We start from the raw sequence: 23,020 nt of genomic DNA on the forward strand, positions 1-23,020 counted from the left end.
GTCAGTTCACGTCCTTCGTGATCTCGGTGTAGACGGGCATGCCCAGCCAACCCGACTGCACGTTGTGCAGTTTCGGGCTCCAGGCGGTGGACGCCGCGTAGTACCACAGCGGGATCTGGGGCAGGTCCTTCATGAGGATCGCCTGCGCCCGGTTGTAGACGGGCTGGGCCTGCTGCGCGTCGGGCTGTGCCGCGGCATCCGCCAGGAGGCGGTCGAACTCGGGGTTGGAGTAGTCACCGTCGTTGGAGGAGTCCCCCGTCCGGTAGTTGGACACGAGGAAGGACGCGATCGACGGGTAGTCGGCGTTCCACCCGGACCTGAACGCCGCGTCGACGGTGCGGTTGACCACGTCGTCACGCATGGCCTTGAAGGTCGGGTAGGCCTTGCCGACGGCGTCGATACCGAGGTTCTGCCGGATGCTGTTGGTCACCGCCTCGACCCACTGCTGGTGACCGCCGTCGGCGTTGTAGGCGATCTCGAACTTCTGTCCGCCCCACGGGCTGATCCTGTCGGCCTGCGCCCACAGTTCCTTCGCCTTCTCGGGCTGGTAGGTCAGTACCTCCTTGCCCGGGATGTCGGGGAGTCCGCCGGCGAGTGTGGGGGCGCCGAAATCCTCGGCGATGCGTCGGGTACCGAAGTACACCTTGTCGATGACAAGCTGCCGGTCGATGGACATGGAGATCGCGGCGCGTCGCAGCCTGCCCTCCTCGTCGGGACCGAAACCGGGCAGACTCTCCGGCACGGTGAAGTTCTGGATCGCGGCGTAGGGCTTGTCGTCGTGACTGTCGGGGAAATCCTCGGTGTACGTCGGGTACGCCTCCGGTGACACAGTCTCACGCATGTGGTCGAGATCCCCGGACTGCAGGTCCGCGTAGGCGGTGTTCAGTGAGGAGTACATGACGAACGCGATCCCGGGGTTCTTCGCCGGGGTGTCACCGGGGTAGTCCGGGTTGGCGCGCAGGGTGATGGAGACGTTGTGCTGCCAGGCGTCATCCCCGTCCATCATGTACGGTCCGTTGCCGACCGGGTGGGCGCCGAAGGCGTCCATGTCCTCGAAGGCGACGGAGGGCAGTGGGGCGAAGGCGGAGAAACCGAGGAGGGAGACGAAGGAGGAGTCCGGGGCGGAGAGGGTGATCGTGAACTCGGTGTCGCTGATCTTCCGCAGGCCGGACATGGTCTCCGCGGTCGGTTCGACGGTCACGTTGCCGTCGGCGTCTGTCTCCCCGGCAACGTCGGTGTAGCCCTTGATCGGGGCGAAGAAGGCCGACTGCAGCTGCGCGTGCTCCGGCTGGACCGCCCAGTTCCAGGCGTCGATGAAGGAGTCGGAGGTGACCCGTTCCCCGTTCGTGAAGGTCCAGTCGTCGCGGAGCCTGACACGGAAGGAGGTCGAGTTGTCGTTGGGGGTGATCGACTCGGCCACGCCCATGCGAACCTCCCCGTCGGGGGTGTATTCGGCCAGGCCGGTGAAGAGATTCTCGATGACCTGCCCGCCGTTGACCTCGTTCGTGTTGGACGGGACCAGCGGGTTCTGTGGTTCACCGCCGAAGAAACTGATGTACTCGTCGGGGACCCGGTCGGAGTTGTCCGCGCAGGCCGCGGTGGCGAACACGACGGACAGACAGGCGAAAAGTGCCGTGATGAGGCGGGGTATGTGCCCGGGGAGCCGGGTGTGACTCATGGTGTGCCTTTCATGGGTGGGAGAGGTCGGAGGGATCTGGTGAGGGGTTACTGGACTTCCGGTGCAGCGCCGCCGACAGCGGTGAGACGCCGACAGTGGTGAGACGCGGACCACAGCCACCTTAGAGTTACCAGGGAGTCACCGGGGATTCATCCGGGAGAACAAGATGTGACGGCCGCCACGCCGCCGGGGAGTGTCCACGTGGAGTTCAGTCCACAGGCGGGCTAGACTTTGCCCCCATGCGACCTGACTTGTCCGAGTACACGCACTTTTCCGCAGGTAAAGTGCGCGAGATCTACGAGATCGACGACACAACTCTGCTGATGGTGGCCACCGACCGGATTTCCGCCTACGACTACGTCCTGGACACCGACATCCCGGACAAGGGGCGGGTCCTCACCGCGATGAGCGACTTCTTCTTCGACGCGCTCGACTTCCCCAACCACCTCGCCGGCGGGGCGGACGACGAACGGATCCCCGAAAAGGTCGTCGGGCGGGCCATGGTCTGCCGGAAACTGGACATGCTCCCCTTCGAATGCGTGGTCCGTGGATACCTCACCGGATCAGGCCTCGCCGAGTACCGGGAGAACGGTGCCGTGTGCGGGGTGGAACTCCCCGAGGGTCTCACCGAGGCCTCCAGGCTCCCCGAACCGATCTTCACTCCGGCGACCAAGGCCGAGATCGGCGACCACGACGAGAACGTGACCTTCGCCAGGGTCGTCTCCGACCTGGGCAGGGAGCGGGCCGAGGAACTGCGCGCCGCGTCGGTGAAGATCTACAGCCAGGCTGCGGCCATCGCCGCCGACCACGGGATCATCCTCGCGGACACGAAGTTCGAGTTCGGGCTGGACGCCGCGGGCAACCTCGTCCTCGGCGACGAAGTCCTCACCCCAGACTCCTCCCGCTACTGGCCGGCCGACACCTACGAGGAGGGGAAGGTCCAGCCGAGCTTCGACAAACAGTACGTCCGCAACTGGCTCACCGGACCGAAGTCCGGCTGGTCACCGAAATCCCAGACACCCCCTCCGGAACTGCCCGGATCCGTCGTCGAGGCCACCCGCGAACGCTATATCGAGGCCTACGAGAGGATCTCGGGGAAGCGCTTCGCCGACTGGATCGGCACCTGCGCAGGATACTGACCGCAGGCCCAGAAAGAGGCCGGGGCAGACTCCGGGGAAGAGTCCGGGGAAGAGGCCGGTGCAGAGTCCGGGGCTACGATCGGGATCCATGGATTCCGAACACCGGCCCGACAGTTCCCCGACACCGTCCCCGGAGCCGCCGGTCGCGGCGAAGGTGCCGTACACCCGCACCTTCCACGGCCGTGACTTCGTCGACAACTACGAATGGCTCCGGGACAAGGGCGACCCCGCGGTACGCGCCTACCTCGACGAGGAGAACGCCTACACCCGGGCCCGCACCAGTCACCTGACTCCCCTGGAGGACGCCGTCTTCACCGAGGTGAAGTCACGTATCCGGGAGACGGACATGTCCCTTCCCGTGCGCTCGGGCCCCTGGTGGTACTTCTCCAGGACCGAGGAAGGGAAGAGCTACGGCACGATGTGCCGCATCCCCGTACGGGACAGCGGGGACGCCGATCCCTGGACACCCCCGGAGATCATCCCCGGGCATGCGGCCCCCGACGAGCAGGTCATCCTGGACAGCAATGACCTGGCGGAGGGACACGAGTTCTTCAGCCTCGGGGCGGCCTCCGTCACACTCGACGGACGCTACCTGGCCTACTCCGTCGACGTGACCGGTGACGAACGGTTCGACCTGCGTGTGAAGGACCTCTCCACCGGGGAACTTCTCGACGACCGGATCGACGGAATCTCCTACGGCGCGACGTGGGTGGGGGACTCGTGGCTTTTCTACCAGCGGGTCGATGAGGCGTGGCGTCCCCACGAGGTGTGGCGTCACAGGATCGGCACCCCGGTCTCCGAGGACGTGAGGATCTTCCACGAAGACGACGAGCACTTCTGGGTCGGGGTGGGGGTGACCCGCTCCGAACGCTACCTTCTGGTGTCCACGGCGTCGAAGACCACCAGCGAGACCTGGTACCTCGACCTCGGAGACTCGGCCGGAGACTCGGCCGGAGACTCGGCCGGGGACTCGGCCGGAGACTCGGTCGGAGGCGAACTGACCTGTGTGCGTCCCCGGGAACAGGGGGTGCAGTACGACGTCGACCACGCCGTGGTCGACGGTGAAGACTGGTGGCTGGTGCTCCACGACTCTCTCGCCCACAGGCCCAACGGTGAGCTCGGACGTTGCAGGGTCGGCACGGTAGGGGACCTCGACGCCCTGGAGGTGATGGTCCCCCACCGTGACGACCGGCGTGTGGAGGGGGTCGACGTGTTCTCCGACCACATCGTGCTCGCCACCCGCGACAACGGGGTGGAGAAGCTGTCGCTGATGACACTCGGTGAACACGGTGCGCACTGGGGCACCTTCGAACCCGTGGAATTCGATGAAGAGCTCTACTCGGCGGGCACCACCGGCAACTCGGAGTGGGAGTCCCCGGTACTCCGGATCAGCTACACGAGCTATGTCACACCGGCACAGGTGTGGGAGATCGACCTGTCCACCGGACGACGGGTGCTGCGCAGGCAGCAGGAGGTCCTCGGAGATGTGGACCTCACCCGGTACACGGCGTCCCGCCGGTGGGTCACGGCGTCGGACGGTGCACGGATCCCGGTGTCCCTGGTCCACCGCACCGATGTGCCGCTGGACCGGGTCAACCCCGTGCTGCTGTACGGGTACGGCTCCTACGAGGCGTGCATGGACCCGTACTTCTCCGTGTTCCGCCTGTCGATGCTCGACCGCGGGGTCGTGTACGCGGTGGCCCATGTCCGGGGTGGTGGAGAAATGGGACGTACCTGGTACGAGCAGGGCAGGGGACTGCACAAGAAGAACACTTTCACGGACTTCATCGCCGTGGCCGACGATCTGCTCGCCTCCGGAATGACCGCTCCCGACCGCATGGTCGCCGAGGGAGGATCGGCAGGGGGACTGCTGATGGGGGCGGTGGCGAACGCCGCGCCCGACAGGTTCGCGGGGATCGAGGCGGTGGTGCCCTTCGTCGACCCCCTGACATCGATGCTGCGGCCGGACCTGCCGCTGACCGTGACGGAGTGGGAGGAGTGGGGTGACCCGTTCCACGACCCCGAGGTCTACGACTACATGGCGTCCTATTCCCCCTACGAGAACGTCACCGCGCAGAGGTACCCGGCGATTCTCGCGGTGAGCGGTTTCAACGACACCCGGGTGCTCTACGTGGAGCCCTCGAAGTGGGTCGCGGCGCTGCGGGCCACGGCGTCCCCGGACTCGGGGGAGATCCTGCTGAAGACCGACATGTCCTCCGGGCACGGGGGAGTGTCGGGCAGGTACGCGAAGTGGCGGCAGACCGCCTTCGAGATCGCATGGGAGCTCGACCGCATGGGGGCGACAGAACTTCTGCCCTGAGAAGGACGCCCTCAGCCACCCCCGCCCACCCTTACCCGGGACGGGGGTTCCACGGGATGGGGTATTTGGTCCGCTCTGTGGGATGACCTTGCGTGTGAATACTGTTAACCATGAACAGTGTGACGCCGCTTATACCTGAACGGTGGGGGGAGCGGGAGCGGTCGGCGAAAAATCTTTTGGAGCGGGGTCAGATCGGGGGTACCTTTCACCTACTATGAGCCGTCAAGAGTCCTCCGCACAGGACACCACACCTGTCGCCACCGTGCCGAAGAAGAAATCCAACCGGGCCACCCACTGGCTCTACATATCGGTGATCATCGCCGTCGTCGCCGGCGTGATCTTCGGGCTCGTGGCACCGGGGGCGGCAAAGGAAGTCAAGTTCCTCGGCGACATGTTCATCGCGCTGATCAAGATGGTCATTCCCGTGGTCATCTTCTGCACGATCGTCATCGGTATCGGACACGTCCGTGAGGCGACGACCGTCGGCAAGGCCGGTGGTCTGGCACTGGTGTACTTCATCCTGATGTCCACCTTCGCCCTGGCCATCGGCCTGGTCGTCGGCAACATCATCCAGCCCGGTGGCCACCTCAACATCGGAGCAGACGACAGCGCCGCCCGCGCGCTCATCGGGAACTCGGAGAAGACCCACGACCTTGACGGCGTGGCCGGGTTCGTCATGGACCTCATCCCCACGACCCTGATGTCCTCCCTCACCGGAGGGTCGATCCTGCAGGCGCTCTTCGTCGCCCTGCTCGTCGGATTCGTCCTCCAGACCATGCCGAACCAGGTGGCAGGTCCCTGCCTCTACGCGATCGAGCTTCTGCAGAAGGTCGTCTTCAAGATCATGTCCTGGATCCTCTGGGTGGCCCCGGTCGGCGCATTCGGGGCCATGGCGGCGCTCATCGCCAACTCCGGCGCCAAGGCGATCCTGGACCTGCTCACCCTGATGCTCGCCTTCTGGATCACCTGCATCGTGTTCATCGTGGTGGTCCTCGGGACCATGCTCAAGGTGGTCACCGGACTCAACATCTTCAAGGTCCTCAAGTACCTCGGCCAGGAGTACCTGCTGATCCTGGGCACCTCCTCCTCCGAGTCCGCGCTTCCTCAGCTCATGCAGAAGATGGAGTTCGCCGGAGTCGACAAGGCCACCGTCGGTATCGTCGTCCCGACCGGGTACTCCTTCAACCTCGACGGAACGGCGATCTACCTGACCATGTCCGCGATCTTCATCTCGGACGCCATGCACATGTCCATGAACATCGGTGAGCAGATCGGACTGCTCGTCTTCATGATCCTGGCGTCCAAGGGTGCCGCCGGGGTCTCGGGGGCCGGACTGGCGACACTGGCCGTCGGTCTGGAGTCCCAGAAGCCGGAACTGCTCGCAGGTGTGAGCTACATCCAGGGCATCGACAAGTTCATGTCCGAGGCCCGGTCACTGACCAACTTCACCGGCAACGCCGTGGCGACCTTCCTCGTCGGCAAGTGGACGAAGTCCCTGGACCTGGGACAGGCCAATGCCGTGCTCGACGGACAGAAGAAATTCGAGTACGTCGACGACGACGATGTCCCCGAGATCGTCGGTGCGAACCCCCAGCCCGCCGTCCAGGAACCGGCGACCGAGGTATGGCGTCCCTGACGCAGCTCCCGACCCCGCCAACCGGGGCCGTCCCGCCGCCACCTGACAGTGTCAGGGGCAGGGGGCGGTCCCGGTTCGCACTGTCCGGACCACCCGGTAAGGTTGTGCCCGTTCAGCTACCCGAACAGCAACCGCTGACGTATTGGAGAGAATCACCGTGGCCCGTGTCGTAGTCAATGTCATGCCGAAGGCGGAGATCCTGGACCCGCAGGGCCAGGCCGTCGTCCGAGCTCTGGGGCGCACCGGCGTCAGCGGGGTGTCCGATGTCCGCCAGGGGAAGCGTTTCGAGCTCGAGGTCGACAGCACAGTCACCGCCGAGGACCTCGAACGCATCGCATCCACCCTCCTGGCCAACACCGTCATCGAGGACTACCGGGTCGTCACCGAGGTGGCAGAGTAATGACCGCCCGAATCGGTGTCATCACCTTCCCCGGCACCCTCGACGACGTCGATGCGGCCCGTGCCGTGACCGTCGCCGGAGCAGAACCCGTCCCCCTCTGGCACGCAGACTCGGACCTGAAGCAGGTGGACGCCGTCATTGTCCCCGGAGGATTCTCCTACGGTGACTATCTCCGCTCAGGCGCTATCGCGGCCCAGGCCCCGGTCATGCGGTCCGTCATCGACCGGGCGGCAGCCGGAATGCCGGTCCTCGGGATCTGCAACGGTTTCCAGATCCTCACCGAGGCGGGACTGCTCCCCGGTGCCCTGACACGCAACAAAGGCCTGCACTTCCACTGCGTCGACACCTGGCTCGAAGTAGTCAACGACAGGACCGTGTGGACCTCCGGCCTGGAGAGCGGACAGAAGATCCTCATCCCCGCCAAGCACGGCGAAGGGCGCTTCCAGGCGTCCCCGGACACCGTCGCGGAACTGGAGGCGGAGGGCCGGGTGGTCTTCCGCTACACAGACAACTTCAACGGGTCAGTGAACGCCATCGCCGGCGTCACCTCCGCCGACGGCCGGACCGTCGGCCTCATGCCGCACCCCGAGCACGCCGTGGAGACCCTCACCGGCCCGTCGCTCGACGGTCTGCAGCTGTTCCTGTCCGCCGTCGGCTCCGTCGCCGCCTAGAACCCGCACCGAGGTAGCACCACAATGACCGACGCACAAGCCGTCACAGTCGTCAACGACACCGTCGCCGATGCCCTGGCCACACCCGATCTCGAGCAGCCCTGGGCGGAACTCGGCCTGAAAGAGGACGAGTACCTCCGCATCCGCGAGATCCTCGGCCGACGCCCGACCGCGGCAGAGCTCGCCATGTACTCCGTGATGTGGTCCGAGCACTGCTCCTACAAATCCTCCAAGATCCACCTCCGCTACTTCGGTGAGACCACCACCGAGGAGATGCGGTCCAGGATGCTGGCCGGCATCGGTGAGAACGCCGGCGTCATCGACATCGGGGACGGCAACGCCGTCACCTTCAAGGTCGAGTCCCACAACCACCCGTCCTACGTCGAGCCCTACCAGGGTGCGGCCACGGGTGTCGGCGGCATCGTCCGCGACATCATGGCCATGGGTGCCCGGCCCGTCGCCGTGATGGACCAGCTCCGCTTCGGTCCGGCAGACGCCCCGGACACCCAGCGGGTACTGCCCGGTGTCGTCGCGGGAGTGGGCGGGTACGGCAACTGCCTCGGCCTGCCCAACCTCGGCGGAGAGACAGTCTTCGACCCCTCCTACGCCGGCAATCCCCTCGTCAACGCTCTCTGCGTGGGCACCCTGAAGGTCGAGGACCTGAAACTCGCCTTCGCGTCCGGCACCGGCAACCGGGTGATCCTCTTCGGGTCACGCACCGGACTCGACGGCATCGGCGGAGTATCCGTGCTCGCCTCCGACACTTTCGAGGAAGGCGCCGAACGTAAGCTCCCTGCCGTCCAGGTCGGGGATCCCTTCGCCGAGAAGGTCCTCATCGAGTGCTGCCTCGACCTCTACCGGGCCGGTGTGGTCGTGGGTATCCAGGACCTGGGCGGAGCCGGACTGTCGTGCGCGACCGCGGAACTTGCCGCGGCCGGTGACGGCGGCATGCACATCAACCTGGACAACGTGCACCTGCGTGCCGAGAACATGACCGCCGCGGAGATCCTGTCCTCGGAATCCCAGGAACGCATGATGGCGGTGGTCACCCCGGACAACGTCGACGCCTTCATGGAGATCTGCGCCCGGTGGGAGGTCATCGCATCCGACCTGGGCGAGGTCACCGACGGCGAGCACCTCGTCATCGAGCACCTGGGACAGGTCGTCGTCGACGCGGACGCCGCATCGATGGCGGACGAAGGCCCCGTGTACGAACGCCCCTACGCCCGGCCAGAGTCCCAGGACGCCCTCAACAAGGACGTCGACCTGGCGCGCCCGGCCACGGTGGACGAGCTCAGGCGGACGATTCTGGACCTCGCGGCATCACCGGCCCTGTGCTCGCGCGAGTACATCACCGAACAGTACGACCGCTACGTCCGGGGTAACACAGTGCTCGCGAAGGACGCCGACGCCGGCGTCCTGAGGATCGACGAAAAGACCGGCAGGGGCATCGCCGTGGCCACCGACGCCTCCGGCCGCTACACGGAACTTGACCCCAACACGGGGGCACGCCTGGCACTGGCCGAGGCGTACCGCAATGTCTCGGTCACCGGGGCGACCCCGGTCGCACTGTCGAACTGCCTGAACTTCGGGTCCCCGGAGAACCCCGGCGTGATGTGGCAGTTCCGGGAGGCGGTCCACGGGCTCGCCGACGGGGCGGCGGAACTCGGGATCCCCGTCACCGGCGGCAACGTCTCGTTCTACAACCAGACGGGAACGGAACCGATCCTCCCCACCCCGGTCATCGCCGTGCTCGGAACCGTCGACGACGTCGCCACCAGGATCCCGGCCCAGGCCCCCGCAGGCGAGTACGTCCTCCTGCTGGCCGGCGCCGCGACCCTGGACGAGCTCGGAGGGTCAATCTGGCAGCAGGTGGAGCATGACACTCTCGCCGGGCTTCCCCCGCGCGTCGATCTCGCCGCCGAGCGGCGTCTCAGTCAGGCACTGTCCCGGCTCCGCGGGACCGTGGCATCCGCCCACGACCTGTCCGAGGGCGGACTGTCCCAGGCTCTCGTCGAGTTCGCCGTGCAGTCGGGTGCAGGGGTGTCGGTCGACCCGACCGCGGTCCTGGCCGGGGAGGCCACCACCGGTGACCCGGTCACCGACGTGTTCACCTCCCTGTTCTCGGAGACCGCGACGAGGGTCCTCCTCACTGTCCGTGACGACCGGGTATCCGGGGCGGAGGAGATCCTCTCCGCCCACGGCGTGCCCGTGTTCCGTGCAGGTGTCGCAGTCGTCACCGGTGACGCCGCCGATGTCGAAGGTCAGGTGATCTCCGTGACCACCGGGGGAGCGGAGTTCACCCTGCCGGTGTCCGAGGCGCGCGCCGCCTGGGAGGGCACCCTGCCCCGGTTGTTCAGCCACGCCGTGGGCGCGAACTCCGTCGTGGAGGAGTGACCCGGCGGTGCCGGAATCCGCCGGGGTGCCGGAGACTCTGCCGAACCTGTACGTGACCTGCCGGTCCGCGGGGAATTCGGTGCAGTTGCGCTGACGGGTGGCCGGGGGCGGGGTACCGGTGTCCGGAGAGAACTCTGTTGGCAGGAACATGCCAGCGGCGTCCCGAGTTTCTCCCACCGTGGTGCGGGACCATCCCGGCTATGACACCTACAGACAACTCCGCCCCGCCGGGCGGACAGCGCTTCCCCGTCGACGGCCATCTTCCGGACCACCGCTGCCCCGATGACATGGCCGACGCGGCAGGGACAGGAGCAGGGAACTCCGCCCGCACCGCCACGGTCGACATCGTCGTCCCGGTCTACAACGAGGAACGCAGCCTGCCCGGCTGTATCGCAGGCCTGACGAGCTTCCTTGAGACAGTCCCGTGGCGTACCTCAGTCACCGTCGCTGACAATGCCTCGACCGACGCGACCCTGCCGACGGCGCGGGCCCTCGCCGTCGCCGACGAAAGACTGAAGGTGGTTCACCTCGACGAGAAGGGGCGCGGCCGCGCCCTGAGGAAAGTGTGGCTGGCCTCCACCGCCGACGTCGTGGTGTACATGGACGTGGATCTGTCGACCGACCTCCACGCCCTCGTCCCGTTGATCGCTCCGCTGGTGGCCGACCATTCAGACGTGGCGATCGGCACCAGACTCGCCCGACAGTCCACCGTGACCCGCGGACCGAGACGAGAGTTCATCTCCCGGACGTACAACCGTCTCCTCCGCACGGTGATGGCGGTGGGATTCTCCGACGCCCAGTGCGGTTTCAAGGCCATGCGTTCAGATGCGGCACAGGCGATACTGCCCCATGTCGAAGACGACAACTGGTTCTTCGACACCGAAATGCTCATACTCGCCGAGCGTGCCGGATACCGGATCCACGAGGTCCCGGTGGACTGGGTGGACGACCCGGATTCCCGGGTGGACGTCCTCGCCACTGCCCGGGAGGACCTCAGAGGCATGTGGCGCGTGGGAACGGCACTGATGACAGGAAAGACGGACGTGGACGCCATGTCCCGGCCCCCCAGGACCGCCGCCGGTCCCGTGCACGGGAACCCGGACCACCACAGTCCGGGCCACGACAGTCCGGGCCACGGAGAACCCGCCACCCGGGTCGACGGGGACCAGCGTCTGGGCGGCCAGCTCCTCAGGTTCGTGGTGATCGGGGTACTGTCCACCCTCGCCTACGCACTGCTGTACCCGCTGTTCCGGATTTTCATGTGGGCCCAGCTGGCGAACTTCCTGGCCCTGCTGGTGACCGCGGTGGTGAACACCGACCTCAACAGGATGTTCACCTTCGGGGTGACGACGAGGAACGGACTGGACCGTGACCGTGCCGGGGGACTTCTCGTGTTTCTCCTGTGCTGGGCCGTCACCTCGGGTTCGCTCGCGGTGCTGCAGGCGTCTGTCCCGGACGCATCAGCCGGTACGGAGCTGCTCATTCTGACCGCAGCGAACCTTGTGGGTACGGTACTCAGGTTCATCCTGTTCCGGGCGATGTTCTCCGGACGAAGGAGGGGACGGCGATGACCGTGACGACGCATACGGCAGGACCGGACAATCGGGGGGACAGCCCGGTGGACCACCCCCACCCGGTCGTGGTGCAGAGACTGACAGTGCGGGGCAGGGCCGGGCTCGCACTTCTGTTGCTGGGCACTGCCGCCGCCTATCTCGTGAACCTTTCCGCGGGTGGCTACGGGAACAGTTTCTACGCCGCAGCAGCACAGGCAGGGGCCCAGAACTGGGAGGCGTTCTTCTTCGGGAGCTCGGATGCGGGTAATTCGGTCACGGTGGACAAGACCCCGCTGTCCCTGTGGCCCTCAGCTCTAGCGGTGAAGCTGTTCGGGCTGTCGAGCTGGAGCATCCTCGTCCCGTATGTCCTGGTCGGGGTTGCCGCGGTGGCACTGCTGTGGTCCGTGGTGAGAAGGTACGCGGGTGTGCCGGCTGCATTCGTCGCCGCTGTGGTGCTTGCCACCACCCCGGTCACCGTGCTCATGTTCAGGTACAACAACCCGGACGTTCTCCTGGTGCTGCTGATGATCGCGGCGTTGTGGGCCGTGCTGCGGTGCTGTGAGGACGGGCGGTGGCGTTGGGCGGTGGCGGCGGGGGTCTTCATCGGTCTCGGGTTCCTGGCCAAGCAGCTGCAGGTGGTGCTGGTGGTGCCGGGGCTGGTACTGGCGTTCATCGTCGCATCCCCCCGGTCGTGGAAGGTCCGGGCAGGTCAGCTGCTGGCCGCCCTCGGTGCGGCCGTGGTGTCCGCCGGCTGGTACCTGGCGGTGGTGGAACTCTGGCCGGAGGACTCCCGTCCGTACATCGGCGGAAGTCAGAACAACTCCATCATCGAGCTCACCCTCGGCTACAACGGTCTCGGAAGGATCAACGGTGACGAGACCGGAGCGGTGACAGGAGGCGGCGGCCGGGGGGCGGGGATGCCCGGCGGCGCAGAGGCCGGAGGCGGGTTCGGTGCTGCCGGAGGGCCGACAGGGATGTGGGGGGAAACCGGGATTCTCCGCATGTTTGAACCGGCCCAGGGCGGTCAGATCGCGTGGCTGATCCCTGCGGCACTGATCCTGGCTGTGGCGGTTCTCGTTGTCGTGCGCAGGCGTCCGCGGACCGATCTTCTGCGTGCCTCTGTTCTGGCATGGAGCGGCTGGCTCATTGTCACCGGCATCGTCTTCAGTTTCATGCAGGGCATCTTCCACCAGTACTACACGGTGGCGTTGTCACCTGCTGTCGCGGCGCTGGTGGGAACCGGCACGGTGACCCTGTGGAAGCACAGGAAGGAGAGCAGGTGGACGCCGTGGGTCCTGGCGATCGTCGTCGCGGTGACGACGGTCTGGTCGTACATTCTGCTGGACCGCACCCCTGACTTCGTGCCCTGGCTGAAGTTCGTCGTGGTGGTCTGCGGCCTGGTGTCAACGGTCGCGCTTGCAGCGGTCGCGCTCGGGGTCACCGGGAAAGCTGTGGCTGCCGTCGCTGTCATCGCCGGTGGAACCGCAGGTCTGGCGGGACCGGTCGCCTACTCGGTGGACACGCTGGCCACTGCGCATTCCGGGGCCATCGTCACGGCGGGACCCGAGGTGTCGTCGGGTTTCGGTCCCGGTGGACGTCCGGGGGGAGCAGGTGGCCCCGGGAGGATGCAGGACGGGATGGCCGGGGGAATGGGCGGCGAGGTCCCCTCCGCGGGACGGGACGACGGTTCCGGTCAACTGCCTGCCCCAGGTGGGGGCGGTCAGGCAGGCGGACTGCCGGGTGGTCAGGCAGGCGGACTGCCGGGTGGTCAGGCAGGCGGACTGCCGGGTGGTCAGGCAGGCGGACCCGGCGGTCTCAACGGGGCGTCCGCGGACGCTGAGGTGGTGGATCTGCTGGAGCAGGACTCAGGGAGTTATGTGTGGGCTGCGGCCGCGGTCGGATCGCAGACGGCGGCCGAGTACCAGCTGGCCACCGGAGAACCGGTGATGTCCGTCGGCGGGTACAACGGCTCAGATCCCACGCCCACCCTGGAACAGTTCAAGGACTACGTCCGGGAGGGAAAGATCCACTACTTCCTGGGATCCGGGACCGGAGGTCGCGGCCAGCAGATGGGAGGGAGCACCGTGAGCACGGAAATCTCGGAGTGGGTGGCGGACAACTTCACTGCCGTGGAGAAAGGGGGCATGACGGTCTACGACCTCTCGGTCACCTCGGACTGACCGTCCGACGGTGTTCCGGGAGGACGCCGGGGTCAGTTCACCGGGTACTGCGGCTCCTCGCGCAGTGGCCGGAACAAGGGCTCAGGTGAGTACTTGGTCCTCAGTTCCCTGAGCGCCTGGGCGTGCTGTTCCAGGCGCCTGTCCTCCGGGGACACCGGGGTGAAGTGCCTGGCGTTGAGCGGGTTGCCGTCGATGTCCACACCCACGTAGGTCATGGACGCGTGGATGGCGACCGGGAGGTTGCCGGTGCCCTCCCGCGGGTCTCCGGCGCGAAGGTGCACGGTCACGGCCATCGACCGGGTGTCCGTCCTGATCAGGCGGGCCTCCACCTCGACGAGGTCGCCGATGTGCACCGGCCGGTAGAAGCGGATGCCGCCGGCGTACACGGCCACGGTCTTCTCACCGGACCAGGCCATGGTGCATGCGGTAGCGGCTTCGTCGATCCACTCCATAGCCGTCCCGCCGTGTACGTTGCCGCCCCAGTTGACGTCGGTGGGTTTGGCCATGAACCGGTGGACCATACTCGGTGCGGTACCGGAGTCGGTGTAGCTCTGTTTGAGCATCTCCTCCTCGATCGCCTTACGCAGGCGCACCCGGGACAGTGCAGCTTCGGCGACGCGCCGCTCCTCGTCGTTGCGCGGTTCGAAGTGCGGTACCGGGGTGGAGTGCCGGTTCTCGTCCATGGCGACGAAGATCACCAGGCAGTCGCAGGCCCGGGTGAAGATGAGTTCCCGCGGATCGGCGGAGAGAACCTCGTTGACGATGTGCATGGAGGATCTGCCCGTGTAGGCGATCCGGGAGCGGACCTCCACCACATGCCCGGAGGGGATGGGTCTGGTGAAGTGGATGTGCCCGACGTACGCGGTGACGCAGTAGGCTCCCGACCAGCCCACCGCGCATGCGTAGGCGCCCTTGTCGATCCATTCCAGCACTCTTCCGCCGTGCACCCCGTTGGCGCCCTGCATGAGCACGTCTGTCGGTGCGGCCATGAACCGGAGGGTGACCTCGGGATCCGGGGATCTTTCCACGCCGTTCACAGTCTCCGTCACAGCCTCATGCCTCCGTAGCTCCGGGTCGCGTCAGTCACCCTGCCATCCTATGTCCCGAGGGGGGAACTGTGTGGCGGTGTCACGGAAGTCACGTCCCCTGCCCGTTGACCTTCACCGGTCACCTTCACCGGTCACCTTCACCGGTCATCTTCGGACCGTGGTGCCGTCCGTCTACAATCGGGGTATGGCGCAGAGGACGCGGACCGATCCCGCGGAGGTGCGGGCGGCTCTGGTGGCGGTACGGGAGTGGATCACCGCGGACGAGGAGGACGTGGCGTCCGGGGCGGTTCCCCGACCGTCGCGGGCGGCCGTGGCCGCGGCGTGCCGGTTGAGTACGGCACTGCTGGGGGAGGACGCCCCGGGCCACAGTGTCGAGGTCCGGGTCCCGCCGTTCGCGGCGGTGCAGTGCGTCGCGGGGTCGGTACACCGTCGGGGCACTCCGCCGAACGTGGTGCAGTGCGACCCCCGGACGTGGCTGAGGCTGGCGACCGGGCTGCTCACACTGGAAGAGGCTGCGGCGGCCGGTGCGGAAGTGTCAGGGGCTCACGCGGCCGATGTCGCGCACTGGCTGCCGGTGGTGGACCTGAACCGCTGAACAGGTAGGGTGGGTACGTTAAACTCCTGATTTCTCCCGAAGGCGTAGGACTGTGACAGACGAAACCTCCATCTCCGACAACCCCGACCAGGACGGTGCCAGCTACGCTGCTGCCGGGGTCGACATCGAGGCCGGTGACCGGGCGGTGGAGCTTTTCGCACCGCTGGCGGGAAAGGCCACCAGGCCGGAGGTGCGTGGAGGGCTCGGCGGGTTCGCCGGTCTCTTCGCCCTCGGGGAATATGACAAGCCGCTGCTGGCCGCAGGTTCCGACGGGGTCGGGACCAAGGTGGCCGTAGCCCAGGCGATGGACCGGCATGACACGATCGGCCGCGACCTTGTCGCCATGGTCGTCGACGACCTGGTGGTGTGCGGTGCAGAACCGCTGTTCCTCCAGGACTACATCGCGATCGGGAAAGTGGTGCCCGAGCACGTGGCGTCGATCGTCTCGGGTATCGCGGCGGGGTGCATCGATGCGGGGTGTGCACTGCTCGGCGGTGAGACCGCGGAGCACCCCGGCCTCATGGAGCCCGGTGAATACGACATCTCCGCCACTGCGGTGGGCGTGGTGGAGGAGGACGAGCTGCTGGGCCCGGACAGGGTGCGAAACGGTGACGTCGTCATCGCCATGGCAAGCTCGGGCCTGCACTCCAACGGTTACAGTCTGGCCCGGCATGTTCTGCTGGAGCAGGCCGGTCTGCCCCTGGACGGTTACGTCGCGGACTTCGGCCGTACCCTCGGTGAAGAGCTCCTGGAACCGACCCGCATCTACGCGAAGGACTGCCTGGCCCTTGCCACAGAGTGTGAGGTCCACACCTATGCGCATGTCACCGGTGGTGGGCTGGCGTCGAATCTCGCCCGCGTGATCCCTGAGGGACTCACCGCCGAACTGGACCGCGGAACCTGGAGCCCGGCGCAGGTCTTCCGCACGATCGCCCGCCTCGGCAAGGTCGCCCCCGAGGAGATGGAGAAGACCTTCAACATGGGTGTCGGGATGGTCGCCGTGGTGGCGGAGGAGGACGCCGAGCGTGCCCTCGCCATCCTCACTGCCCGCCACATCGAGTGCTGGAATCTCGGGCGGGTGCGGTTGGCCAGGGACAGTGACGCCGCCCGTGCGGTGCTTGTCGGCGGTCACAGGGGTTAAGCGCCGGCGGGCGGTCGACCTGCCCGGTCCGGCATGAACAGGTCCGGAGCGCATGAACCCCGCACCCTGTCCTCACGGACAGGGTGCGGGGTTCATCTGCTTCGGTGGATCAGCAGTGGGGTATCACCGACCGGAGTTGTCCGGACCCCACTCCTCCCACCGGGTGTAGTCGTCCTCGGACACCGCATCGTGCCGGTGTTCCCCTGAGAGTTCACGCTGGAGACTGTCCAGGTCCATCTCAGGAGAATTGTACTTGAGCTGACGGGCAACTTTCGTCTGCTTCGCCTTGGCGCGGCCGCGACCCATGGCCTACCCCCTCGGGTGTACTTGCGTAGCGGCCCAGGGATTCAACCGCCGACGCTGATGTCTTGTATCTGTTCCTGGCACCACCATAGCGGGTGGCGCCGGATTTTTCAGAACCGCCCCCGTCGAAGCCCCGTCAGCCCTTTCCCCGCAGCCTGTCCACAGCGAGGCGCCCCGGCTTCTCCGAACGCCGGAACTGCAGGTCATCGGGGTCGATCGCGGCGTCCACCCCGTCCGCCTGCAGCGGGGGTGCGGTCCCGGCCGCCGCCGCCTCCACGACCGCCCGCTTCACCAGGGCGAGGACCACCGGCCCGTAGTCGGCGTCGTGGACCGGGGCACCTGTCCTGCCCACGGTGCGGCCCCCGGCGGTGACAGACGACCCGACTTCAGGAAGGGTCCCGGTGGAACCGTCGAGCTGCAGCAGGACCAGCAGCCGTGGCGGCTGTCCGAGGTTGTGCACCCGGCTGACCGTCTCCTGGCCCCGGTAGCACCCCTTGTTCAGGTGAACACTCGACGAAGTCGGACCGTCCTGGGCGTCGGCGAGCCGTGTCGCCTCCCCGGATTCGGGCCCGATGAAGGCGGGAACCTCGTGGGGAATCACCCGCTCGTCCGTGTCAACCCCGAGGACCGGCACCCGGTCGCGCAGCCGCCAGGCATCCACGGCCGTTCCCCCGGTCGGTACGGCACCCGCCGAGACGAGGTCGTCCCACACACCGGTGATCCTCTCCCGGGGCACCCACAGGTCGGTGACCGGGATACCGGAGGTCTGACGGGTCCGCCAGAAAACGGCCAGGGGATGCGGTGCCCCGGAAGTTCCGGCGGCACCTGTGCCGGGGAACCCGTCGGGGCGCAGCACACTGAGCCGGGCCAGTGCCGGACGGTCGATCTCCACCCCGGACCAGAACACCATTCTGCGCAGGAAGCCCTCGAGGTCGTCCGCACGGTCCGCTGCGACATCGAGCACGACCACGGGGTCACCGTCCCCCGCACCGCTGTGCTCCGCGTCGACGTTGTCAGGGGACACCACGCTGATACCGAACGCCTGCTCGATCCGGCCACGGGCGTCGAGCAGCAGCCCGTCCGTCGCCGTGCCCGGAGCAGCTGCGTCGATCTTCTGGGAGATGAAGTCGTTGAGCCACCCCCTGGCCGCGGCACCTGTGACTGTCAGCGCCACCCTGTCCCACCCGTCGACCAGACCGGTGGCACCCTCGTCCACGCGGGACTGCTCGACCAGCGGAGCCCCGTAATGACGTGCGGTGACCGACTCGACCCCCGTACCGTCCCGGGTGCTCGCCGCTGCAACATGGGCCACGATCGGTGATACTTCCGGGACACTCACACCGTCCACTGTAACCCACCGGCGGACAGGGGCGGCGGCCACAGACCTAGGATGTCCACATGACCGAAGAGAACCAGAGCGCCCGGCGTCACCGGAAACCCGCTCCCGCCACCTCCGGGGCCGACCTCAGGGTCGTCGTCGACGTACACCCCGCAGGGGACGCCGACCCCGCAGTCCTCGACGCCGCAGCCCCCGTCCTGTACATCGACGACCTCGCGGCGGTGCGCGGTGACGGTGTCTTCGAGACCCTGATGGTCAGGGGAGGGGCAGTACGGAACCTGGACCGGCACACCGCCCGGTTCCGGAACAGTTCCCGGATGCTCGACCTGCCCGACCCGGACACCGCCCGCTGGAAAGCGGCCACAGACCTCGCACTGAAACGGTGGGCGGCCCTCGGTGGGCAGGACGGTTCCCTGCGGTGGATGTACTCCCGTGGCCGGGAGACCACCGGAATACCCACGGGCTGGGTCTCCGTCGCCCCTGAATCTCCCGCGGTCGCCCGCGACCGTGACCGCGGCGTCCGCGTGATGACGGCCCACCGGGGCTACAGCCTGCACATCGGGCACGACGCCGCGCCCTGGGCGCTCGTCGGCGCCAAGACCCTGTCCTATGCGGCGAACATGGCGGCCCTGCGTTACGCCCGGGCCCACGGCCTCGACGACGTGATCTTCACCGGCGAGGGCGTGGGCACCGCAGCAGGGGACGACCGGGTGCTGGAGGGGCCCACCTCCTCGGTGATCGCCGTGCGGGACAGGCGCGGCGACGGCGGCGACAGTGTCCGGGAGATCCTCACCCCCCTCCACGAGGTCGGCGTCCTGCCCGGAACCACCCAGGCGGCGATGTTCCGACTGGCGGGTGCGTCCGGGTGGGAGTGCCGCGAGGAGCCCCTGACCGTCGCCGACCTGCTGGACGCAGACGGGGTGTGGCTCCTGTCATCGGTGCGCAGGTACGCCCGGGTGACCGAACTCGACGGCACCCCGCTGCCCCGACCGACCTGCGCGGACGAGATCGAGGAACTTGCGACGGGGGCGGCGGAGGGGCGCTGAACCTCAGCCCATCACACGGGTGAGTTCCGCGGACATCCACGGGGTGAGGGCGGGGGCGTCTGCGCCGGCGTCCCCACCGGCACCGGATCCTTCCCCCGTCCCGCCCACCGGTCGCGCGAGACGTTCATCCACCCATCCGAGGTGGTTGTTCGGCATGAGCCCGTAGAGTCGCCGGCCCGGGCCCAGGGAAGCCGGCCCGGTCTCGGTGACCATCGTCGACGCACTTTCCATCTGCCAGGAACGCTCGGTGAGCGGGCGACCGTACATGATCTCCACGGCACCGTCACTGTGCGCGGTGACGAACTCGATGTTGTCTTTCAGGTCGATCCGCAGAAAGCCGGTCTCCCGCCTGTCCTGGCCGACTGCCTGCCCCTTGTCGTCGAGGCGCCAGATCCGGGAGGAGAAGCTGATGTAGTTCTCCCCGTCGTGGGCGAAGACGAGCTGCTGGCCGAAAGCGTAGGGTTCGGAGCCGTCCGTGGGAGCGGCGTTTCCCTCGCCGCGCCACACGCCGATGAGCGGGAGCAGTGCGAGGAGGCCCTCGTGAAGGTCCGGGCCCTGGCGGAGGTTGGCGGTGTCCTCGGCCACAGGGAGGCCGCCGAGGGTCGGAATGTTACGGGACGCCGTGGTCCGGGCCTGTTCTGCGGCGCGGGCGACAGCCTCGTTGCCGTCGACGGTGGTCGAGCCGGTGGTGGAGCCGGTGGGAGAGTCGGCGGTGGAGCCGGTGGGAGAGTCAGTCATGGTGTCCAGCATACGTACCGGGTTCCGCCGGTATCCCGGTCACTCACAGTCCGGCGCGGTCGTCCTCCGCCAGCGGAGCGGACACGGGCGCCAGGTCCGAGAGACTGACCCTGGTGAAGTTCTGCTCCGTCTCGATGTAGAGCGCTCCACCGTTGACGTACACCCGTCCGGGGCGGGAGTGCATGGGAAGTGACTCTCCCGGAAGCTCGAGGGTGAACGCCTCCATGATCTGGTCACGGGTCTGCGGGTCCGGCGCCCGTGAACCACCGTCGCCACGGGACCTGTCCCCGTCGACGGAGACGATCTTTGTCGGGAGGATGCGTACGTCGCCCTCCCAGACCCTCAGGCGCATGTCGACTTTCACCGGTCCGGTGACGCCGGGGATGTCACCGGGGGTTGCGGTGAACTGGGCCTCGGTCTCCCACCCTCCGGCGGGGGAGATGTCCTCGACGCCCTGGATGTGCAGGTCGTCCATCCCGCTGCGGCCGTCGTCGGCGGCGAGCAGCTCTCCGAGGGCGACGGCGTCGAGCTGGAGGCGGGTGAACACCTTTCTCGCCGGTGCGTCGGTGAAACTTCCGGACAGAATCTCTTCCCTGGTCAGGGTGACTTTCTGGGCCGAGGAGGTGACTGAGACCCGGGCGAAACCCGGTACTTCGACATCTCTGGCGTCCACCGACACTGACGGCAGGACATGGGTGAGCAGAGAGGAGACGAAGGGCATTCCCGAGACCTGCACGGACGGTGGCGTGGCGAGGTTGGACTCCTTCCAGAGCCTCTGGGAGACCGACCTCTCCACTTTCGCCGCAACGATGCTGTCTGAGACGACGGCGACGGTCAGCAGGGTCAGGACGGTCACCAGAGCGGTGACGAGGATGCGGCGGAGCCGACGAGGGGATCGGGGTCGGGCGGTCGCGGTCACTGTTACAGCATAGAGCAGCCGGCCCCCGCGGCCTGAGCGGCAGTCCGGCCCCGCGGCCTGAGCGGCAGTCCGGCCCCCGCGGCCTGAGCGGGAGTGTCGACCGTGTTCCTTCATGTTACGGTCGCGTTTCGACCCTGTTGCCCCGTGCCGGCCGGTAGGAGAGCGGAGTACGCCGCGTGTAACCTCGGTTACGTCACAGACGCAACGACGTGAAGAGGAAGGACGCCGGCCGTGAAACTGACCGTGCTCTCGGACAAGGACGATATCTCGGAAGTCCTGCCCTCTCTGGCGCTGCTGTCGCACGAGACGGTGCTGCTGCCGGCGACCGCGACGTCCGTCCGTGAAGTGGGGGACGCCGACATCGTCCTCATCGACGTCACCGGCAGGAATCTGCTGGGTATCCGGGACCTGTGCCGGTCCGTGGCTGCCGCCTACCCCACTCTTCCGGTGGCGGTCTCCATCGAGGAGACGAGTGTCATCGCCCTGGACGGGTCCTGGGCGGTGGACGACTTCATCCTCCCGGTCGCTTCGCCGACGGAGGTGGACGCCAGACTCCGGATGCTGATGACCAGGCGTCCTGTTCCTGTGGAGGAGGCCGAGGACAGTCAGGTGGCGTCCATCGGGGGACTGATTGTCGACGAGGTCACCTACGTCGCACGTGTGGAGGGGCGTCCCCTGGATCTGACATACAAGGAGTTCGAGCTGCTGTATTTCCTGGTCAAGCATGCGGGCCGGGTGTTCAGCAGGGAGCAGCTGCTGCAGGATGTGTGGGGTTACGACTACTTCGGGGGGACCCGCACCGTTGACGTGCACGTGCGGCGGCTGAGGGCCAAGCTCGGCCATGACTACGAGAAAGTCATCGCGACGGTCCGTAACGTCGGTTACAAGGCCGTGGACATCAGCGCCGAAGGAAGGTAGAGCCGTGACCGTGTACCGCTGGATGGAGGACGAGCCCCCCGAGGTGCAGGAGAGGTACCGGGGTGCACTGGACGGGCTGCTCGCCGAGGTGGCGGAGGCGGACGGCGTCCCCGCCCTTTCGGAAGCTTTCGTGCAGGGTATCAGGGGCGAAGGGGGACACACGGGTCACCGTCACCTTCTCGCCGTCGATGACGGGGGGACGGTTGTCGGTGTTCTCGCCGTCGACGCGGCGGGCCCGGATGACGCGGCAGGTGTCGCGGAAATGGCGGTCAGGCCTGTGGCCCGTCGCAGGGGAACGGCCACCGGGCTGCTGAGGGAGGTGGGTCGTGGACTCGATCCCGAGGCGCAGTTCAGTATCTGGGCGCACGGTGACCTCGGCGCGGCCCGGGGACTGGCGGAGGTCCGGGGAGCGCGGACCGTCCGTGAACTGCTGAAGATGTCCGTCCCCTGCGGTACCGGGGACCCTGCCCGCCGGGAGCTCGTCGACGGGGCCCGTGTGGCGCGGACGACCGTGGAGGACGCCGGGTACCGGATCTACGACTATCCCGCGGCCTGCGCTGAGTTCGGTGCGGAGCTGGTCGACCGGGAGTGGCTCCGTGTGAACAACGAGGCTTTCGCCTGGCACCCTGAACAGGGCGGCTGGGATCTGCGACGGCTGCGTGAGGCCCGCGGCACCGACTGGTTCGATCCGGCCGGTGTGATCATGCTGTGGAGCCGGGACGAGTGCCAGGGGCCGCAGTGTGCCGGGGTGCACTGGACGAAACATCCGGACGGTGATCCGCACGGTGAGGTTTACGTGGTGTGTCTGGCGGACGGGGCCAGGGGGAGGGGCCTCGGAGGACCGTTGACGCTGCTGGGGATCGGGCATCTCATCGAAGAGGGGGTGGACGCCGTGGACCTGTATGTCGAAGGTGACAACGCCCCGGCGGTCGCGACCTACCGCAGGCTGGGTTTCACGGTGGTGCACCGGGACGTCGTGTTCCGCGGAATGGTGTGAT

19 protein-coding genes are annotated in these 23,020 nt (G+C 67.3%); 13 read left to right on the top strand and 6 right to left on the bottom strand.

Going from position 1 to position 23,020, the window contains the following annotated elements:
• Window position 1: 1 nt before the first annotated feature.
• Window positions 2–1,678, bottom strand: a complete 1,677-nt coding sequence (locus E0E18_RS11695; RefSeq protein WP_130840966.1) for a peptide ABC transporter substrate-binding protein — start codon at window positions 1,676–1,678, stop codon at window positions 2–4.
• A gap of 239 nt (window positions 1,679–1,917) precedes the next feature.
• Between E0E18_RS11695 and E0E18_RS11700 the strand changes: the two genes are divergently transcribed.
• The 8 genes from E0E18_RS11700 (at window position 1,918) to E0E18_RS11735 (ending at window position 13,974) form a co-directional block, all read left to right on the top strand.
• A complete protein-coding gene (locus E0E18_RS11700) occupies window positions 1,918–2,817 on the top strand; it encodes a phosphoribosylaminoimidazolesuccinocarboxamide synthase (protein WP_066585264.1) in 900 nt (299 codons plus the stop codon).
• An 88-nt stretch (window positions 2,818–2,905) separates the two neighbouring features.
• Window positions 2,906–5,137, top strand: coding sequence for a S9 family peptidase (locus E0E18_RS11705; RefSeq protein ID WP_130840969.1), 2,232 nt, complete (start codon window positions 2,906–2,908; stop codon window positions 5,135–5,137).
• A 214-nt stretch (window positions 5,138–5,351) separates the two neighbouring features.
• Complete coding sequence (locus E0E18_RS11710) at window positions 5,352–6,773, top strand: cation:dicarboxylate symporter family transporter (protein WP_130840971.1); 1,422 nt, start codon at window positions 5,352–5,354, stop codon at window positions 6,771–6,773.
• A 157-nt stretch (window positions 6,774–6,930) separates the two neighbouring features.
• Complete coding sequence (gene purS / locus E0E18_RS11715) at window positions 6,931–7,173, top strand: phosphoribosylformylglycinamidine synthase subunit PurS (RefSeq protein WP_066586205.1); 243 nt, start codon at window positions 6,931–6,933, stop codon at window positions 7,171–7,173.
• A complete protein-coding gene (gene purQ, locus E0E18_RS11720) occupies window positions 7,173–7,844 on the top strand; it encodes a phosphoribosylformylglycinamidine synthase subunit PurQ (RefSeq protein WP_066585269.1) in 672 nt (223 codons plus the stop codon). The genes purS and purQ overlap by 1 nt, the downstream gene beginning before the upstream one ends.
• A 24-nt stretch (window positions 7,845–7,868) precedes the next feature.
• On the top strand, window positions 7,869–10,241 hold the full coding sequence (purL, locus tag E0E18_RS11725) for a phosphoribosylformylglycinamidine synthase subunit PurL (RefSeq protein WP_130840973.1): 2,373 nt from the start codon (window positions 7,869–7,871) through the stop codon (window positions 10,239–10,241).
• A gap of 287 nt (window positions 10,242–10,528) precedes the next feature.
• Window positions 10,529–11,812 carry a bifunctional glycosyltransferase family 2/GtrA family protein gene (locus E0E18_RS11730; protein WP_202616769.1) on the top strand — a complete coding sequence of 428 codons (1,284 nt, stop codon included), beginning with the start codon at window positions 10,529–10,531 and terminating at the stop codon, window positions 11,810–11,812.
• Complete coding sequence (locus tag E0E18_RS11735; RefSeq protein WP_130840977.1) at window positions 11,809–13,974, top strand: ArnT family glycosyltransferase; 2,166 nt, start codon at window positions 11,809–11,811, stop codon at window positions 13,972–13,974. Before E0E18_RS11730 ends, E0E18_RS11735 begins: the two co-directional genes overlap by 4 nt.
• Window positions 13,975–14,006: 32 nt before the next feature.
• Here E0E18_RS11735 and E0E18_RS11740 read toward each other — a convergent pair whose 3' ends face one another.
• Window positions 14,007–14,963 carry an acyl-CoA thioesterase gene (locus E0E18_RS11740; RefSeq protein ID WP_110482598.1) on the bottom strand — a complete coding sequence of 319 codons (957 nt, stop codon included), beginning with the start codon at window positions 14,961–14,963 and terminating at the stop codon, window positions 14,007–14,009.
• Window positions 14,964–15,207: 244 nt separating this feature from the next.
• Here E0E18_RS11740 and E0E18_RS11745 point away from each other — a divergent pair, with 244 nt between their 5' ends.
• Together E0E18_RS11745 and purM are read left to right on the top strand one after the other, a co-directional pair.
• Window positions 15,208–15,618 (top strand): sterol carrier family protein, encoded by a 411-nt coding sequence (locus E0E18_RS11745; RefSeq protein ID WP_110482597.1) that lies wholly within the window; start codon window positions 15,208–15,210, stop codon window positions 15,616–15,618.
• A 52-nt stretch (window positions 15,619–15,670) separates the two neighbouring features.
• Window positions 15,671–16,759, top strand: coding sequence for a phosphoribosylformylglycinamidine cyclo-ligase (gene purM / locus E0E18_RS11750; RefSeq protein WP_227871039.1), 1,089 nt, complete (start codon window positions 15,671–15,673; stop codon window positions 16,757–16,759).
• 123 nt (window positions 16,760–16,882) lie between these two features.
• On the opposite strand, the gene E0E18_RS11755 is transcribed toward purM, so the two are convergent.
• Both E0E18_RS11755 and ygfZ read right to left on the bottom strand, forming a co-directional pair.
• Complete coding sequence (locus E0E18_RS11755) at window positions 16,883–17,065, bottom strand: DUF3073 domain-containing protein (protein WP_066585282.1); 183 nt, start codon at window positions 17,063–17,065, stop codon at window positions 16,883–16,885.
• A gap of 133 nt (window positions 17,066–17,198) precedes the next feature.
• A complete protein-coding gene (gene ygfZ / locus E0E18_RS11760) occupies window positions 17,199–18,401 on the bottom strand; it encodes a CAF17-like 4Fe-4S cluster assembly/insertion protein YgfZ (RefSeq protein ID WP_130840980.1) in 1,203 nt (400 codons plus the stop codon).
• 59 nt (window positions 18,402–18,460) lie between these two features.
• Here ygfZ and E0E18_RS11765 point away from each other — a divergent pair, with 59 nt between their 5' ends.
• On the top strand, window positions 18,461–19,447 hold the full coding sequence (locus E0E18_RS11765; RefSeq protein WP_130840982.1) for an aminodeoxychorismate lyase: 987 nt from the start codon (window positions 18,461–18,463) through the stop codon (window positions 19,445–19,447).
• A gap of 3 nt (window positions 19,448–19,450) precedes the next feature.
• Here E0E18_RS11765 and E0E18_RS11770 read toward each other — a convergent pair whose 3' ends face one another.
• Window positions 19,451–20,197, bottom strand: a complete 747-nt coding sequence (locus E0E18_RS11770) for a heme-binding beta-barrel domain-containing protein (RefSeq protein ID WP_130840984.1) — start codon at window positions 20,195–20,197, stop codon at window positions 19,451–19,453.
• A gap of 31 nt (window positions 20,198–20,228) precedes the next feature.
• A complete protein-coding gene (locus E0E18_RS11775; RefSeq protein WP_237559765.1) occupies window positions 20,229–21,104 on the bottom strand; it encodes an LmeA family phospholipid-binding protein in 876 nt (291 codons plus the stop codon).
• Window positions 21,105–21,335: 231 nt separating this feature from the next.
• On the opposite strand from E0E18_RS11775, the gene E0E18_RS11780 reads away from it, so the two are divergent.
• Together E0E18_RS11780 and mshD are read left to right on the top strand one after the other, a co-directional pair.
• Window positions 21,336–22,022 carry a response regulator transcription factor gene (locus tag E0E18_RS11780; RefSeq protein WP_066586926.1) on the top strand — a complete coding sequence of 229 codons (687 nt, stop codon included), beginning with the start codon at window positions 21,336–21,338 and terminating at the stop codon, window positions 22,020–22,022.
• Between the two features lie 22 nt (window positions 22,023–22,044).
• Window positions 22,045–23,019: a mycothiol synthase gene (gene mshD / locus E0E18_RS11785; protein WP_066589548.1), complete on the top strand. Its 975-nt coding sequence runs from the start codon at window positions 22,045–22,047 to the stop codon at window positions 23,017–23,019.
• Window position 23,020 lies beyond the last annotated feature (1 nt).

Source organism: Corynebacterium neomassiliense (assembly GCF_900626215.1).
Classification (GTDB): domain Bacteria; phylum Actinomycetota; class Actinomycetes; order Mycobacteriales; family Mycobacteriaceae; genus Corynebacterium; species Corynebacterium neomassiliense.

What these genes read in the sequence shown, in the direction of transcription:
- E0E18_RS11705 (WP_130840969.1), top strand. Translation starts at nt 2,906, where the DNA reads ATGGATTCCGAACACCGGCCCGACAGTTCCCCGACACCGTCCCCGGAG.
- E0E18_RS11770 (WP_130840984.1), bottom strand. Translation starts at nt 20,197, where the DNA reads ATGCTGGACACCATGACTGACTCTCCCACCGGCTCCACCGCCGACTCT.
- E0E18_RS11755 (WP_066585282.1), bottom strand. Translation starts at nt 17,065, where the DNA reads ATGGGTCGCGGCCGCGCCAAGGCGAAGCAGACGAAAGTTGCCCGTCAG.
- E0E18_RS11695 (WP_130840966.1), bottom strand. Translation starts at nt 1,678, where the DNA reads ATGAGTCACACCCGGCTCCCCGGGCACATACCCCGCCTCATCACGGCA.
- E0E18_RS11740 (WP_110482598.1), bottom strand. Translation starts at nt 14,963, where the DNA reads ATGGCCGCACCGACAGACGTGCTCATGCAGGGCGCCAACGGGGTGCAC.
- E0E18_RS11745 (WP_110482597.1), top strand. Translation starts at nt 15,208, where the DNA reads ATGGCGCAGAGGACGCGGACCGATCCCGCGGAGGTGCGGGCGGCTCTG.
- E0E18_RS11730 (WP_202616769.1), top strand. Translation starts at nt 10,529, where the DNA reads ATGGCCGACGCGGCAGGGACAGGAGCAGGGAACTCCGCCCGCACCGCC.
- E0E18_RS11765 (WP_130840982.1), top strand. Translation starts at nt 18,461, where the DNA reads ATGACCGAAGAGAACCAGAGCGCCCGGCGTCACCGGAAACCCGCTCCC.
- purQ (WP_066585269.1), top strand. Translation starts at nt 7,173, where the DNA reads ATGACCGCCCGAATCGGTGTCATCACCTTCCCCGGCACCCTCGACGAC.
- E0E18_RS11710 (WP_130840971.1), top strand. Translation starts at nt 5,352, where the DNA reads ATGAGCCGTCAAGAGTCCTCCGCACAGGACACCACACCTGTCGCCACC.
- E0E18_RS11700 (WP_066585264.1), top strand. Translation starts at nt 1,918, where the DNA reads ATGCGACCTGACTTGTCCGAGTACACGCACTTTTCCGCAGGTAAAGTG.
- E0E18_RS11735 (WP_130840977.1), top strand. Translation starts at nt 11,809, where the DNA reads ATGACCGTGACGACGCATACGGCAGGACCGGACAATCGGGGGGACAGC.
- purL (WP_130840973.1), top strand. Translation starts at nt 7,869, where the DNA reads ATGACCGACGCACAAGCCGTCACAGTCGTCAACGACACCGTCGCCGAT.
- mshD (WP_066589548.1), top strand. Translation starts at nt 22,045, where the DNA reads ATGGAGGACGAGCCCCCCGAGGTGCAGGAGAGGTACCGGGGTGCACTG.